At 69.8% G+C, this 13744-nt stretch carries 9 protein-coding genes and 1 pseudogene; 5 read left to right on the top strand and 5 right to left on the bottom strand.

What is annotated here, in order from left to right; all coding sequences use genetic code 11:
• Positions 1-3: 3 nt before the first annotated feature.
• Together SACAZDRAFT_RS08480 and SACAZDRAFT_RS08475 are read left to right on the top strand one after the other, a co-directional pair.
• Positions 4-1215, top strand: a complete 1212-nt coding sequence (locus tag SACAZDRAFT_RS08480) for an acetyl-CoA C-acetyltransferase (protein WP_005440572.1) — start codon at positions 4-6, stop codon at positions 1213-1215.
• A gap of 16 nt (positions 1216-1231) precedes the next feature.
• Positions 1232-3400, top strand: a complete 2169-nt coding sequence (locus tag SACAZDRAFT_RS08475; protein WP_005440570.1) for a 3-hydroxyacyl-CoA dehydrogenase NAD-binding domain-containing protein — start codon at positions 1232-1234, stop codon at positions 3398-3400.
• Between the two features lie 89 nt (positions 3401-3489).
• Here SACAZDRAFT_RS08475 and SACAZDRAFT_RS08470 read toward each other — a convergent pair whose 3' ends face one another.
• From SACAZDRAFT_RS08470 to SACAZDRAFT_RS08450, 5 genes are all read right to left on the bottom strand, one after another.
• The gene (locus SACAZDRAFT_RS08470) at positions 3490-4674 is read right to left on the bottom strand and encodes a serine hydrolase domain-containing protein (protein WP_005440569.1); all 1185 of its coding nucleotides are present in this window, start codon (positions 4672-4674) and stop codon (positions 3490-3492) included.
• A gap of 97 nt (positions 4675-4771) precedes the next feature.
• On the bottom strand, positions 4772-6331 hold the full coding sequence (locus tag SACAZDRAFT_RS08465) for an acetolactate synthase large subunit (protein WP_005440566.1): 1560 nt from the start codon (positions 6329-6331) through the stop codon (positions 4772-4774).
• A 2-nt stretch (positions 6332-6333) separates the two neighbouring features.
• The gene (locus SACAZDRAFT_RS08460) at positions 6334-7716 is read right to left on the bottom strand and encodes an FAD-binding oxidoreductase (protein ID WP_005440559.1); all 1383 of its coding nucleotides are present in this window, start codon (positions 7714-7716) and stop codon (positions 6334-6336) included.
• A 621-nt stretch (positions 7717-8337) separates the two neighbouring features.
• Positions 8338-8835 (bottom strand): DUF3830 family protein, encoded by a 498-nt coding sequence (locus SACAZDRAFT_RS08455; protein ID WP_005440556.1) that lies wholly within the window; start codon positions 8833-8835, stop codon positions 8338-8340.
• 34 nt (positions 8836-8869) lie between these two features.
• Positions 8870-10126 carry an aspartate aminotransferase family protein gene (locus tag SACAZDRAFT_RS08450; RefSeq protein ID WP_005440555.1) on the bottom strand — a complete coding sequence of 419 codons (1257 nt, stop codon included), beginning with the start codon at positions 10124-10126 and terminating at the stop codon, positions 8870-8872.
• A gap of 215 nt (positions 10127-10341) precedes the next feature.
• On the opposite strand from SACAZDRAFT_RS08450, the gene SACAZDRAFT_RS08445 reads away from it, so the two are divergent.
• The 3 genes and pseudogenes from SACAZDRAFT_RS08445 to SACAZDRAFT_RS23210 all read left to right on the top strand — a co-directional run.
• Positions 10342-11805 carry an NAD-dependent succinate-semialdehyde dehydrogenase gene (locus tag SACAZDRAFT_RS08445; protein WP_005440553.1) on the top strand — a complete coding sequence of 488 codons (1464 nt, stop codon included), beginning with the start codon at positions 10342-10344 and terminating at the stop codon, positions 11803-11805.
• Positions 11802-12869, top strand: a complete 1068-nt coding sequence (locus SACAZDRAFT_RS08440) for a tartrate dehydrogenase (protein ID WP_005440552.1) — start codon at positions 11802-11804, stop codon at positions 12867-12869. Before SACAZDRAFT_RS08445 ends, SACAZDRAFT_RS08440 begins: the two co-directional genes overlap by 4 nt.
• Positions 12870-12930: 61 nt before the next feature.
• A pseudogene (locus tag SACAZDRAFT_RS23210) lies at positions 12931-13744 on the top strand (heavy-metal-associated domain-containing protein); the annotation flags it as partial.

Below are 13744 nucleotides of genomic sequence, written 5' to 3'. Positions count from 1 at the left end.
GGCGTGAGTACAGAGGCGTTCATCTACGAGGCGATCCGCACGCCTCGTGGCAAGAACAAGGGCGGTTCCCTCCACGGAACCAAGCCGATCGACCTGGTGGTCGGCCTGATCGACGAACTGAAGGCGCGACACCCGGGCCTCGACCCGGCGCTGATCGACGACATCATCCTCGGTGTCGTCTCGCCGGTCGGTGACCAGGGAGCCGACATCGCCCGCGCGGCCGCGATCGCCGCCGGGCTGCCCGACACGGTCGCGGGTGTGCAGCTCAACCGCTTCTGCGCCTCCGGGCTCGAAGCCGTCAACCAGGCCGCGCAGAAGGTCCGGGCGGGCTGGGACGACCTCGTCATCGGCGGTGGCGTCGAGTCGATGTCGCGCGTGCCCATGGGCTCCGACGGCGGTGCGATGTTCACCGACCCCGCCACCAACTACGACTCCTACTTCGTCCCGCAGGGCATCGGTGCCGACCTCATCGCCACGGTCGAGGGCTTCTCCCGTGAGGACGTCGACGCCTACGCCGTGCGCTCGCAGGAGCGGGCCGAGGCCGCGTGGGCGGGTGGCTACTTCTCCAAGTCCGTGGTGCCTGTCAAGGACATCAACGGCGTGACCATCCTCGACCACGACGAGCACCGCCGCCCCGGCACCACGATGGAGACGCTGGCCAAGCTGCGTCCCGCGTTCGCCGACCTCGGCGACTTCGCCGGGTTCGACGCCGTGGCGCTGCAGAAGTACCACTGGATCGAGAAGATCGACCACGTGCACACCGGCGGCAACTCGTCGGGCATCGTCGACGGCGCGGGCATCGTCCTCGTCGGTGGCGAGGCGATCGGCAAGCGGATCGGCATGGAGCCGCGCGCCCGCATCGTCGCCACCGCGGTCACCGGCTCCGACCCGACGATCATGCTGACCGGCCCGACGCCCGCCACCGAGAAGGTGCTCGCCAAGGCCGGCCTCACCGTCGACGACATCGACCTGTTCGAGCTGAACGAGGCGTTCGCCGCGGTCGTCCTCAAGTGGATGAAGGACCTGAACATCCCGGAGGAGAAGGTCAACGTCAACGGCGGCGCCATCGCCATGGGCCACCCGCTGGGCGCCACCGGCGCGATGATCCTCGGCACGATGGTGGACGAACTGGAGCGCCGCCAGGCCCGGCGCGCGCTCGTGACGCTGTGCATCGGCGGTGGCATGGGCCTCGCCACGATCATCGAGCGCGTGTGAGGAACGAGAACAAACGATGACTGAATCCAAGACCATCCGCTGGGAGCAGGACTCCGACGGCATCGTCGTGCTCACGCTCGACGACCCGAACCAGTCGGCCAACACGATGAACGCCGACTTCCGCGAGTCGCTGCGGGCCACCGTCGACCGCCTGGAGGCCGAGAAGGACTCCATCACCGGCGTGGTGCTGACCTCGGCGAAGAAGACGTTCTTCGCCGGTGGCGACCTCAACGACCTCATCAAGGCCACCCCGGCCGACGCCGAGGCCATCACCGAGATGTCCAACGCGATGAAGCAGGACCTGCGTCGCCTGGAGACCCTGGGCAAGCCCGTGGTCGCCGCGATCAACGGCGCCGCGCTCGGCGGCGGCCTGGAGATCGCGCTGGCTTGCCACCGCCGCATCGTCGCCGACGTCCGCGGCGTGCAGATCGGCCTGCCGGAGGTGAGCCTCGGCCTGCTGCCCGGCGGCGGCGGCATCGTGCGCACCGTGCGCCTGCTCGGCATCCAGAACGCCGTGCTCAACGTACTGGTGCAGGGCCAGCGGCACCGGCCCGCCAAGGCGCTGGAGCTCGGCCTCGTGCACGAGCTCGTGGGCTCGGTCGACGAGCTGCTGCCCAAGGCCAAGGAATGGATCAAGGCCAACCCCGAGGCCCAGCAGCCGTGGGACGTCAAGGGCTACAAGATCCCCGGCGGTTCGCCGTCGAACCCGAAGTTCGCCGCGAATCTGCCCGCGTTCCCCGCGACGCTGCGCAAGCAGCTCAAGGGCGCGCCCATGCCCGCCCCGCGCGCCATCCTGGCCGCGGCGGTCGAGGGCGCCCAGGTGGACGTCGACACCGCATCTCTGATCGAGACGCGGTACTTCGTCAGCCTGGTGACCGGCCAGGTCGCGAAGAACATGACGCAGGCGTTCTTCTTCGACCTGCAGCACATCAACTCCGGCGGCTCGCGCCCCGACGGGTTCGAGAAGTACACCGCCCGCAAGGTCGGTGTGCTCGGTGCGGGCATGATGGGCGCCGGCATCGCGTACGTGTCGGCGAAGGCGGGTATCGACGTCGTCCTCAAGGACGTCTCCAAGGAGAACGCCGAGAAGGGCAAGGACTACGCCCGCAAGCTGGAGGAGAAGGCCCTCAAGCGCGGCAAGACCACCGAGGAGAAGTCGAAGGCACTGCTCGACCGCATCACCACCACCGGTGACGCGGCCGACCTCGAAGGCGTCGACTTCGTCATCGAGGCGGTCTTCGAGAGCACCGAGCTCAAGCACAAGGTGTTCCAGGAGATCGAGAACATCGTCGAGCCGGAGGCCGTCCTCGGCTCCAACACCTCCACGCTGCCCATCACCGGCCTGGCCGAGGGCGTCAAGCGGCAGGAGGACTTCATCGGCATCCACTTCTTCTCGCCGGTGGACAAGATGCCGCTCGTGGAGATCATCCGCGGGGAGAAGACCTCCGACGCCACGCTCGCCAAGGTCTTCGACTACACGCTGCAGATCAAGAAGACCCCGATCGTCGTCAACGACAGCCGGGGCTTCTTCACCAGCCGCGTCATCGGCACGTTCCTCAACGAGGCCGTCGCCGCGGTGGGCGAGGGCGTGGAGCCCGCCACCATCGAGCAGGCCGGTGCGCAGGCCGGGTACCCGGCGCCGCCGCTGCAGCTGATGGACGAGCTGACGCTGACCTTGCCGCGCAAGATCCGCGCCGAGACGAAGGCGGCCGTGGAGGCGGCGGGCGGCACGTGGACGCCGCACCCGTCCGAGGCCGTCATCGACCGGATGCTCGACGAGTTCGACCGCAAGGGCCGCTCCGCCGGGGCCGGGTTCTACGAGTACGACTCCAGCGGCAAGCGGGCCGGGCTGTGGCCGGGGCTGCGGGAGGCGTTCGACAGCGGCAGCGGTGACGTGCCGTTCACCGACCTCCAGGAGCGGATGCTCTTCGCCGAGGCGCTGGAGACCGTCAAGTGCTTCGACGAGGGCGTGCTCAACTCGGTGCAGGACGCCAACATCGGGTCGATCTTCGGCATCGGCTTCCCGGCCTGGACCGGTGGTGTCATCCAGTACATCAACCAGTACGAGGGCGGGCTGAAGGGCTTCGTCGCGCGGGCGCGGGAACTCGCGCAGCGTTACGGCAGCCACTTCGAGCCGCCGGCGTCGCTGGTGGAGAAGGCTGAGAAGGGCGAGATCTTCGAGTAGGTCCCTCTCGATCGAGACACACAGGGCCGCTGTCCCGGATCGGGGCAGCGGCCCTGTGCCGTCGGACCACGTGGGTCGCTCTCGTTCCGCTAGCGCAGGTCCGGTTTCTCGAGCACCGTCGTGGCGTGGGGCGCCGAGCTGTCGCAGAGTGCGGTCACCGCCACGGCGTTCAGCATCGCCGAGTGCGCCTCGACAGGCGCGGTGAGGTCGATGCTCATCCCCGCGGTGAGCTGCCTTTCGGTGTCTTCGGTGTGCAGGCTCCAGGTGTTGTATCCCGGCCAGTCCCCACCGTGGCCCCACCAGTCGGGGCCACCGCACGGGCTGGGCACCGACATGATCCCGAGCCCGTAGTCGATACCGCCGAGCACCCCGGGACGAACGGTCTTCATCTCCGTCAGCTGCTCCTCGGGCAGCAGTCGGCCTTCGAGCAGCGCGTCGAAGAACCGGTTGAGATCGCGCGCCGAGCTGACCAGGTTGCCCGATCCCCACACGCGCGACATGACGTAGGTGGTGACGTCGGTAGGGGCGCCGTCCGCGCGCAGCTGCTCGTAGCCACGTGCTGCCGGGCGCAGCAGGAACGGTTGGTAGGTGGGCAGCGTGGTGTCGCGCAGACCGAGCGGTGCGCTGATCCGCCGGGTCACCTCCGTGGCCAGGCTCCGGCCCGTCACCCGTTCCACCAGCATGCCGAGCACGGTGTAGCCGATGTTGGAGTAGCTGAACGACGTGTCCGGCGGGAAGAGCAGCGGCACGCCCTGGGTCGCTTCGCGGACGAGCTGGGCCGGGGTGAACACCTCCCAGCGCCGCGTGTCGATCTCCTCCGGCGAGTTCCAGTGCGGAATGTCGCGGGGCAGGCCACTGGTGTGACCCAGGAGCTGGCGAATCGTGATCGGCTCGGTGTACGGCAGCAGCCCCGGCAGATGGTCGTTCACCGGGTCGTCCAGCCGAATCCTGCCCTCGGCGACCAGCTGCAGCACCACTGTGGCGACGAACGTCTTGGTCACGCTTCCGGCACGGAACCGCCCCTCGGTGTCCGGCGAGCGGCCGGAACCCAGCCTGGCGACTCCGGCGGCAGCGTGTTCACTGTCCCCTCCGGACTCCGCCACCGCGTAGACTCCCGGCGCGCCCGCGGTGACGACCGCTTCCACCGCGATGTCGAGCGGTGAGTGCGGTTCCGCGTGCAGCGGTGGGGTGAGTCCGGTGGTGACGGCGGTGCACAGTCCGAGTACGACCGCCGTCCCACGAACCTTCCTTGTGGCCCACTTCGCAATCGGCATGGCCACAGTATGTCGATCATGAGGTCGCCTTCCCGGTACGGGGCGGTACCGGGAGTGCGGACACGCGTGCGCAGGCCGCGGACACGGCGTCAGGGGATCAGAGCAGGGGCGGCACCATGGCCTCGATGAGGTGGGGGCCCGGTTCGGACACCGCGCGGCGGAACTGTTCGGCGAGCTCCTCCGCCGTCCTCGCCCGGGTCGCCGGCACACCGAAGCCCTCGGACATCCGCACGAAGTCGAGGTCCGGTGTGGACAGGTCGAGCAGGCCGTTGGCCTTCGGACCGGACGATTCCGCACCCACGCGCTGCAGCTCCATGCGGAGGATGGCGTAGGCGCGGTTGTTCAGCACCACGGTCGTGACGTTGAGGTTCTCGCGCGCCTGCGTCCACAGTGACTGGATGGTGTACAGGGCGCTGCCGTCGGATTCGAGGTTGATCACCGGCCGGTCCTCGGCCGCGATGGCCGCGCCCGTGGCCACCGGCATCCCCTGCCCGATCGCGCCACCCGTCAACGTCAGCACATCGTGCCGGGGCGCTCCCGCGGTGGTCATCGGCACCAGCAGACCGGAGGTGTTCGCCTCGTCCGAGATGATCGCGTTCTCCGGCAGCAGCGCGCCGATCACCTGCGCCCAGTTCTGCGGCGTGAGGTCGCCGCTCGGCAGCTCGGGCCGCTGCGCCGGCGCGAGGTCGGGCTCGACGTCGGCCGCCACCTCGTCGGCGAGCTCCTCCAACGCGGCGACGACGTCGTCGCCCAGCTCGGCCAGGGTGTGGACGTGCGCGCCCTCGGGCACCAGATCGCCGGCCTTGCCCGGGTAGGCGAAGAACGACACGGGCGCGCGGGTTCCCACCACGACGAGGTGTCGCACGCCGTCGAGCTGGTAGGCCACCTGCTCGGCCAGGTAGCCGAGCCGTTCGATGTTGGGCAGGCCCGCTCCGCGTTCGATGCGGGAGGGGAACGTCTCGGCGAACGGCTTGGCGCCGGTGGCCTTGGCGATGCGGCTCAGCGCGCGCAGCCCGGCTTCCCGGCACGCCGCACCGCCCACCAGCAGGGCCACGGGCTCGCCGCCCCGCAGCACCTCGGCGATCCCCTTCACCGTGTCCGAGTCCACCTGCCTCGGAGAGCGCGACGCCTTCGGCGCGACGGGTGTCCCGCCCTCACCCCACGACACGTCGGCGGGCAGGATCAGCGTCGCCACCTGGCCGGGAGCGTCCTGGGCCGCGGCCACCGCCGCCGCGGTGTCGGCACCGACCTCCGCCGTGCTCGACGACCGCCGCACCCAGCCGTTCAACGACCCGGCCAGGGCCTCGATGTCGGATTCGAGCGGTGCGTCGAGTTCCTTGTGGTAGGTGGCGTGGTCGCCGATGATGTTGACGACCGGCGTGTGGCCTCGGCGGGCGTTGTGCAGGTTGGCGAGCCCGTTGGCGAGGCCGGGGCCGAGATGCAGGAGCGTGGCGGCGGGCTTGTCCGCCACACGGGCGTAGCCGTCCGCGGCTCCGGTGACCACTCCTTCCGACAACCCGAGCACGCCACGGATCTGCGGCACGTCGTCGAGTGCGGCGACGAAGTGCATCTCCGAGGTCCCTGGGTTCGTGAAGCACACGTCGACGTCGGCGTCGACGAGAGTGCGTACCAACGACTGGGCACCGTTCATGGTCATGTCTAGTCCTCCCGGCCGAAGAGCACACCGGGGTTGAGAATCCCGGCCGGGTCGAACGCCCGCTTCACTCGGCTCATCAGTTCGATCTTGACTGGGTCCTCCAGCTGGAGGAAGTGGTCCTTCTTCGCACGTCCGATGCCGTGCTCGCCGGAGATGGCGCCACCGAGCGCCATGCCCGCCGCGAAGATGTCGTGCAGGAGCGCAGCACGGGTGTCGGGGTCCTTCTGGAACACGGCGAGGTGCACGTTGCCGTCGCCCGCGTGGCCGCAGCCGACGACGCCGGACCCGGTGCGCGCGGCGGCTGCCTGCGCGGCGTCGAGGAAGTCCGGAAGGGACGACCGCGGCACCACGACGTCGAGCACCTCGTCGGCGCCGGCGGCCTTGGCGGTCCAGAACGCCTTCTCGCGGGCCTCGATGAGCTTGCGCGCGGACGGCCCCTCCAGAACGTAGGCGTCGGCGGCGCCGAGTTCGGCGAGCACCGTGCCGAGCACCTCGACGTCGGCGTCGAGCCGGCCGGCGTCGCGGTTCTCCAGCCCGACGACGAGGTAGGCCTGCGACGCGTCGCGCACGCTGTCGGGGATGCCGAGCGACAGCTCCGCGGTGTGGGTGATGGCGGCCATCGTCAGCGCGTCGATGTATTCGAGGATGTGGGGTGCCAGCCCGCTGGAGACGACCTGCGGGACGGCCTTCATCACGGTTTCGAGCGTGGGGAAGGGGGCGAGCACCGTCGCACTGTGGGCGAGGCGCGGGTGGAGTTTGACGATCACCTCGGTGGCGAGCGCGAGCGTGCCTTCCGAGCCGATGATGAGCTGGGTCAGGTCGTAGCCGGTGGACGTCTTGACCGACCGTCCTCCCGTGCGGATGAGCTCACCCGTCGGCAACGCGGCCTCCAGCCCGAGGACGTTGTTGCGGGTGACGCCGTACTTCACGGCCCGCATGCCGCCCGCGTTGGTGCCGACATTGCCGCCGACGCTCGCGCTCAGCTCGCCGGGATAGACGGTGTAGCCGAGCCCGACCTCCGCGGTGCGGGCGTCCAGTTCGGACAGGGTGACTCCGGGCTGGACGACGGCGACGTGGTTGACGGTGTCGATGTCGAGGATCGCGTTCATCCGCTCGAAGGAGACGACCAGACCACCTGCTCGTGGCCGGGCCGCGCCGGACAGTCCTGTTCCGGATCCGCGGGCCGTCACGGGAAGGACTTCCTCGGTGGCCAGTCGAAGAATGGCGGCGACCTGGTCGGCGGACGCGGGTTTCACCACGTGAGCGGGCCGGGTCTGCTCTCCGACGAGGGCTTCGTCGCCGGTGTAGTCGTCACCGACGGCGTCGCCGCTCACAACATTGTCGGCACCGACGATGTCGGCCAGCCGCTGCGCTACGTCGCCCATGGCCGAGCAGCCTAGTACGGTCGAGCACCACTCGGCTATGAATCATTCTCGCGTTTGGGGAAGGGTTTCGGGCGGGGTGGGGAAAACGGGGGAATGGCGGTGGGGCGGGGAGGGAGCGGGGCCGGCTTCGCGCCTGTGCCGGCCCCGCGTCGTCATGCCTGTGGCGCCGTGGCTCAGACCAACCAGCCGAGCAGGTGGGCGAGGTGCGCCAGCACGCCCGTGAGGATGTCACCGGCGTAGTGGGCGTGCATGACCATGAACTCCATGAGGGGCTCCTTCTACCAAAGGTTTCCGTTGGGGATCCAGCGAATTGGTGCGCACACTGCTTTCGAAAGCGAGATCAAGATTTCCATCGAATGCATCTCGCTGTCAAAGATCGAGAAGTGCGAGCGGAGCCGTTGGTGAAATCCTCTCAGTCTAAACACGTACCCCTTTCGGGTTTTGCACAGGGGCCGGATTGTGTCGACTATCGTGACCAATCGTGTTCGCCCGACCGGGTCGATCTGCTGCGAGTCGGCGCCGTGGGACGGAGGTTGTAGCCGTGCCACTCCGCCGAGTGATCGACTGTACACGCAGAGTGAAGATCGCAATGCCACCCGGTCGGGTGAACACTTCTGCTGTTCAGGCGCGCGCGAACGTCAGCGTCTCGCCCTCGACGCCACGCAACCACAGGTCCTGCGCGGCCGCTGCCATGTCCTCCAGCCCCTCCGTGATCGTCGCGAAGACGTTGCCGGGAACCCATCCGGCGTCGCCGTTGATCAGGAGATTGTTGCGGCCGTAGAAAATGGCGAGATCGGTCGCGCCTTTCGCGCTGTGCGCCTCACTGTCCTCGTCGTACCCGTACGCCGGGTTGCCGATCTCCCACGGCTCGAATCCGAAGTACACGACGTCGCCGGGAATGGGCGTCACCGTGGGATTCTCGCGGCCCGGCTTCGGGTCGGCGAATGGGGGAACGAGGGTGTAGACCTCGTTGCGGGCGTATTTCGCGTGGTAGGCCGAGCCGCTCTGCGGCAGGGCGTCCCACACCGCCTGGCAGGTCCTCGGCGCCTCGTCGTCGAGCAGCCGGGCGCGGCACGACACGCCGCGCTTGTCGAGCGTGATGGTGATGTAGCGAGCCAACGAAAACTCCTCGGCAGGTCGGTGGAGGCGCGGATCAGGAACCGGTGACCGAGGCGACGACGTCGGTCCAGATCTCCAACGCCTCGTCGATCTGCTCGCTGGTCACCACCAGGGGCGGAATCATGCGCACGACGTTCATGAACGCCCCGCAGGTGAGCAGCAGCAGCCCCTTCTCGGCGGCGGCCTTCTGCACCGCCTGCGCCGTCGCGCCGTCGGGCTTGCCGTCGGCCGTGACGAACTCCGACCCGACGAGCAGGCCGAGGCCGCGCACGTCGCCGATCCCCGGCGTCTTCTCGCCGACCGCCTTCGCGCCCTCCAGCAGTTGCCGGCCCCGCGCTGCGGCGTTCTCCACGAGGTTCTCCTCCTGGATGACGTCCAGGGTGGCCAGCGCCGCCGCGCACGACACCGCGTTGCCGCCGTACGTGCCGCCCTGCGAGCCCGGCCAGGCCTTGCTCATGAGTTCCTGCGACGCCGCGATGCCCGAGAGCGGGAAACCGCTCGCGAGTCCCTTCGCGATGAGTACGACATCGGGGCGGACGTCGAAGTGGTCGTGGCCCCAGAACCTGCCCGTGCGCCCGAACCCGGTCTGGATCTCGTCGACGACCAGCAGGATGCCGTGTTCGTCGGCGCGGCGGCGCAAGCCCGCCAGGAACTCGCTGTTCGCGGGCACGTAGCCGCCCTCGCCCAGCATCGGTTCCACGAAGAACGCCGCCGTCTCCTGCGGGGAGGTCTGCGTGGCGAACAGGTAGTCCAGCTCGCGCAGGGCGAACTCCGTGGTGGTCTTCTCGTCCCACCCGTAGTGGTAGGCGTACGGGAACGGCGCGACGTGCACGCCGCTCATCAACGGCGAGAAGCCCGCGCTGAACCGCGTGCCGGACGTGGTCATCGACGCCGCGGCCACCGTGCGGCCGTGGAAGCCGCCCTGGAACACGACGACGTTCGGCCGTCCCGTCGCCTGCCGGGTGAGGCGCAACGCCGCTTCGACGGCCTCGCTGCCGGAGTTGGCGAAGAACAGGGAGTCGAGCCCCTGCGGCAGCACCTCGCTGAGCCGCTCGGTCAGGTCGAGCAGGGGCTTGTGCATCACGGTGGTGTACTGCCCGTGGATCAGCTTGCCGATCTGCTCCTGAGCGGCGGCCACCACGCGCGGGTGGCAGTGTCCGGTGCTCGTCACCCCGATGCCCGCGGTGAAGTCGAGGTGGCGGCGTCCGCTGGTGTCGTAGAGGTAGGTGCCCTCTCCGTGGTCGACGACGACCGGAGTGGCCTGCTTGAGGATCGGGGAAAGCCGGGCCATGTCAGCGTGCTCCTTTGCAACGGCTGGGTGACGTCGGTGGACGTCGTTCGCGTGGCGGATCGGTGTGGCGAGCTGGGCGAGGGACGCTCGTCGCATGTGGCGCGATGGTCGCGTCCCCCGAGGTCGGGGAGAGTGTCCTCCAGGGTTGTAGATTGTCGACAATATTCGTAGCATGGCACTCGCAGTGGCGCAATCAGCGACAGCGAGGAGTCTTCATGAGCGCGGTCACCGAGTCGAGCGTGGTGGAAGCCGTCACCAAGGAGTTGTTCATCGGCGGCAAGTGGACGCCCGCCGGCAGCGGCGCGACGTTCCCCGTGTCCGACCCGGCGACCGGGGCGGTGCTCTGCGAGGTGGCCGACGCTTCCGCCGCGGACGGCCTGGCGGCGCTCGACGCCGCCGTCTCCGCGCAGGCGGACTGGGCGGCCCACTCGCCCCGGGAGCGCGGGGAGATCCTGCGCCGGGCCTACGACGCGCTGCTCGCGCGGCAGGAGGAACTGGCCCTGCTGATGACGCTGGAGATGGGCAAGCCGCTCGCGGAGTCGCGGGGCGAGGTCGCGTACGCGGCCGAGTTCTTCCGCTGGTTCGCCGAGGAGGCCGTGCGGATCGACGGCGGGTACGCCGTGGCACCGAACGGCACCGGGCGGTTCCTCGTGACCAAGCAGCCCGTCGGCCCGTCGCTGCTCATCACGCCCTGGAACTTCCCGATGGCGATGGGCACCCGCAAGATCGGTCCGGCCGTCGCGGCGGGTTGCACGATGGTGGTCAAGCCCGCCGAGCAGACGCCGTTGTCGATGCTGGCGCTCGCGCAGATCCTGGCGGACGCGGGACTGCCCGACGGCGTGCTCAACGTCGTCACGACGTCCGACGCGGGCGGGGTCATGGAGCCCGTCATCCGCGACGGGCGGGCTCGCAAGCTGTCGTTCACGGGGTCGACGGCGGTGGGGCGCCTGTTGCTGGAGCAGTGCGCCGACAAGGTGTTGCGCACGTCCATGGAGCTGGGCGGCAACGCGCCGTTCCTGGTGTTCGACGACGCCGACCTCGACGCGGCGGTCGAGGGCGCCATGCAGGCGAAGATGCGCAACATCGGCGAGGCGTGCACGGCGGCCAACCGCTTCTACGTGCAACGCGGCATCGCCGACGAGTTCGCCCGCAGGCTCACCGAGCGCATGTCGGCGCTGCCCATCGGTCGGGGCACGGAGGACGGTGTCGTGGTCGGACCACTCATCGACTCCGCGGCGGTGGCGAAGGTCGACGAGCTCGTCGAGGACGCCGCCCGGCGCGGCGCGGAGGTGCTGACCGGGGGTGCGACCGTGGACGGGCCCGGCAACTTCTACCAGCCGACCGTGCTCACCCGCGTGCCCGCGGACGCCCGCCTGTCGCGGGAGGAGATTTTCGGCCCGGTGGCGCCCATCTCGGTGTTCGACACCGAGGACGAGGCGCTGGCGGCGGCCAACGACACCGAGTACGGCCTCGTCGGATACGTCTACACCAACGACGTCAAGCGAGCCCTGCGCGTCAGCGAGCGGTTGGAGACCGGCATGGTCGGGCTCAACCAGGGCATCGTGTCGAACCCCGCGGCGCCGTTCGGCGGCGTCAAGCAGTCGGGCCTCGGCCGGGAGGGCGGCACCGTCGGCATCGAGGAATTCCTGGAGACCAAGTACGTCGCGGTGAGCCTGTGATCGCGCCGGTGAGGACCTACGACATCGCGACCATTCCCGGCGACGGCATCGGTGTCGACGTCACCCTGGAGGCGCGCAGGGTGCTCGACGCCGCCGCGGAACGCCACGGTTTCGCACTGCGCTGGACCGAGTTCGACTACAGCTGCGAGCGCTACAGCACGACGGGCGCGATGATGCCCGAGGACGGTGTGGCGACGCTGTCCCGGTTCGACTCGATCCTGCTGGGTGCCGTCGGGTTTCCCGGGGTGCCGGACCACGTGTCGCTGTGGGGGTTGCTCATCCCGTTGCGGCGCGCGTTCTCGCAGTACGTCAACCTCCGGCCGGTGCGGCTGCTTCCCGGCACCACATCCGTGCTCGCGGGGCGGACGGCCGACGAGCTGGAGATGGTGATCGTCCGCGAGAACTCGGAGGGCGAGTACTCCACTCTCGGCGGCAGGCACAACCAGGGGCAACCCGGCGAGTTCGTGCTGCAGGAGTCGGTGTTCACCCGCGTCGGGGTGGAGCGCATCATCCGGTACGCGTTCGAGCTGGCCCGTACCCGTTCGCGTCGCGTGTGCTCGGCGACGAAGTCCAACGGCATCATCCACACGATGCCGTTCTGGGACGAGATCTTCGAGCTCGTCGCGGCCGAGTATCCCGACGTGGCCGCGGAGCAGTGCCACATCGACGCCCTCGCCGCCAGGATGGTGCAGCAGCCCGACCGGCTCGACGTCGTCGTGGCGTCGAACCTGTTCGGCGACATCCTGAGCGACCTCGCCGCCGCCGTCACGGGTGGGCTGGGCATGGCGCCGTCCGGCAACATCAACCCGGAACGCACCCACCCGTCGATGTTCGAGGCCGTGCACGGCAGTGCCCCGGACATCGCCGGCAAGGGCATCGCGAATCCGGTGGCGCAGATCCTGGCGGGCGCGATGATGCTCGACCATCTCGGTGAGTCGGAGGCCGCCCGATCGGTCGACGGCGCCGTCGAGAAGGTGCTGTCCGAGGGGCGGGTGGCGACTCCCGACCTCGGTGGCACGGCGACCACGGAGGACCTCGGCACGGCGATCTCCGAGGCGCTCTGAGAGCGGCCGACAGCCCCCGCCGCAGTGCGTAGAACACCACGTGGCGGGGCATTCCGGCTCCATGAACCTGCTCGGTCTGCCGATCCCCGGCCCGCTGTCCCTCGTCGGTACCGCCGTCGGCACAGCGCAGGGGCTGGCGTCACTGGTCGCCAGCCCGCGGCGGTACGTCGCAACCAGCCCTCGCCGGTTCTACGTCGAGGTGCAGGGAGTGCAGGGCAAGGGCCGTGCCAAGGTGGCCCGCAGGGTCGAGGAGGCGGTCGAGTCCCATCCGCGGGTGGAGTGGGCGCGCGTGAACGGGCCGACGTCGCGGCTCGTCGTCACCGTGGCCGATCCACCACCCCGGGTCCGGGACATCGTGAAGCTCGTCCGGCGGGCGGAGTCCGAGCCGTTGACGATCGAGGACGAGGCCGCCGAGGACGAGACCCACCACCCGGCCGAGGGGGTCAGGGGCACCCAGGTGCTGCCGACGTTGGCCGTCGACGCGCTCGGGCTCCTCCTCTCGGTCGTCACCCGGCTCGGACGGTGGGCGCCGCTCCCGTCGGAGGTGGCGGGGTTGCTGGCCGCCGTGGACCACCACCCGTGGCTCAAGGACCTGGTCACACCGGGGTCCCAGGGGCCGACGCGCGCCGACTCGCGGATGTCGATGGCGGGAGCGCTGACCCAGGGCCTCGCGGCGGGTAACGAGAGCATCATCCTCGACGTCGTGCAGCGCGCCGGGGAGTGGCGGGAGGCCAGAGCCATCGAGCGGGCCTGGGCGGCGGTCGAGGACCGGATCGTGACGGGCCCGGACGCCGTCGCCGCGAAGACGCGGCCGAGCGCGCGCCCCGCGCCCGCCCCGAGGGGTGAGGGCGAGCGCTACCAGAGCAGGGCGCTGG

This window comes from Saccharomonospora azurea NA-128 (assembly GCF_000231055.2).
In the GTDB taxonomy this organism is placed as follows: domain Bacteria; phylum Actinomycetota; class Actinomycetes; order Mycobacteriales; family Pseudonocardiaceae; genus Saccharomonospora; species Saccharomonospora azurea.
Note: the sequence above shows the minus strand (reverse complement) of the source record. Positions and strands in the feature narration are given on the sequence as shown.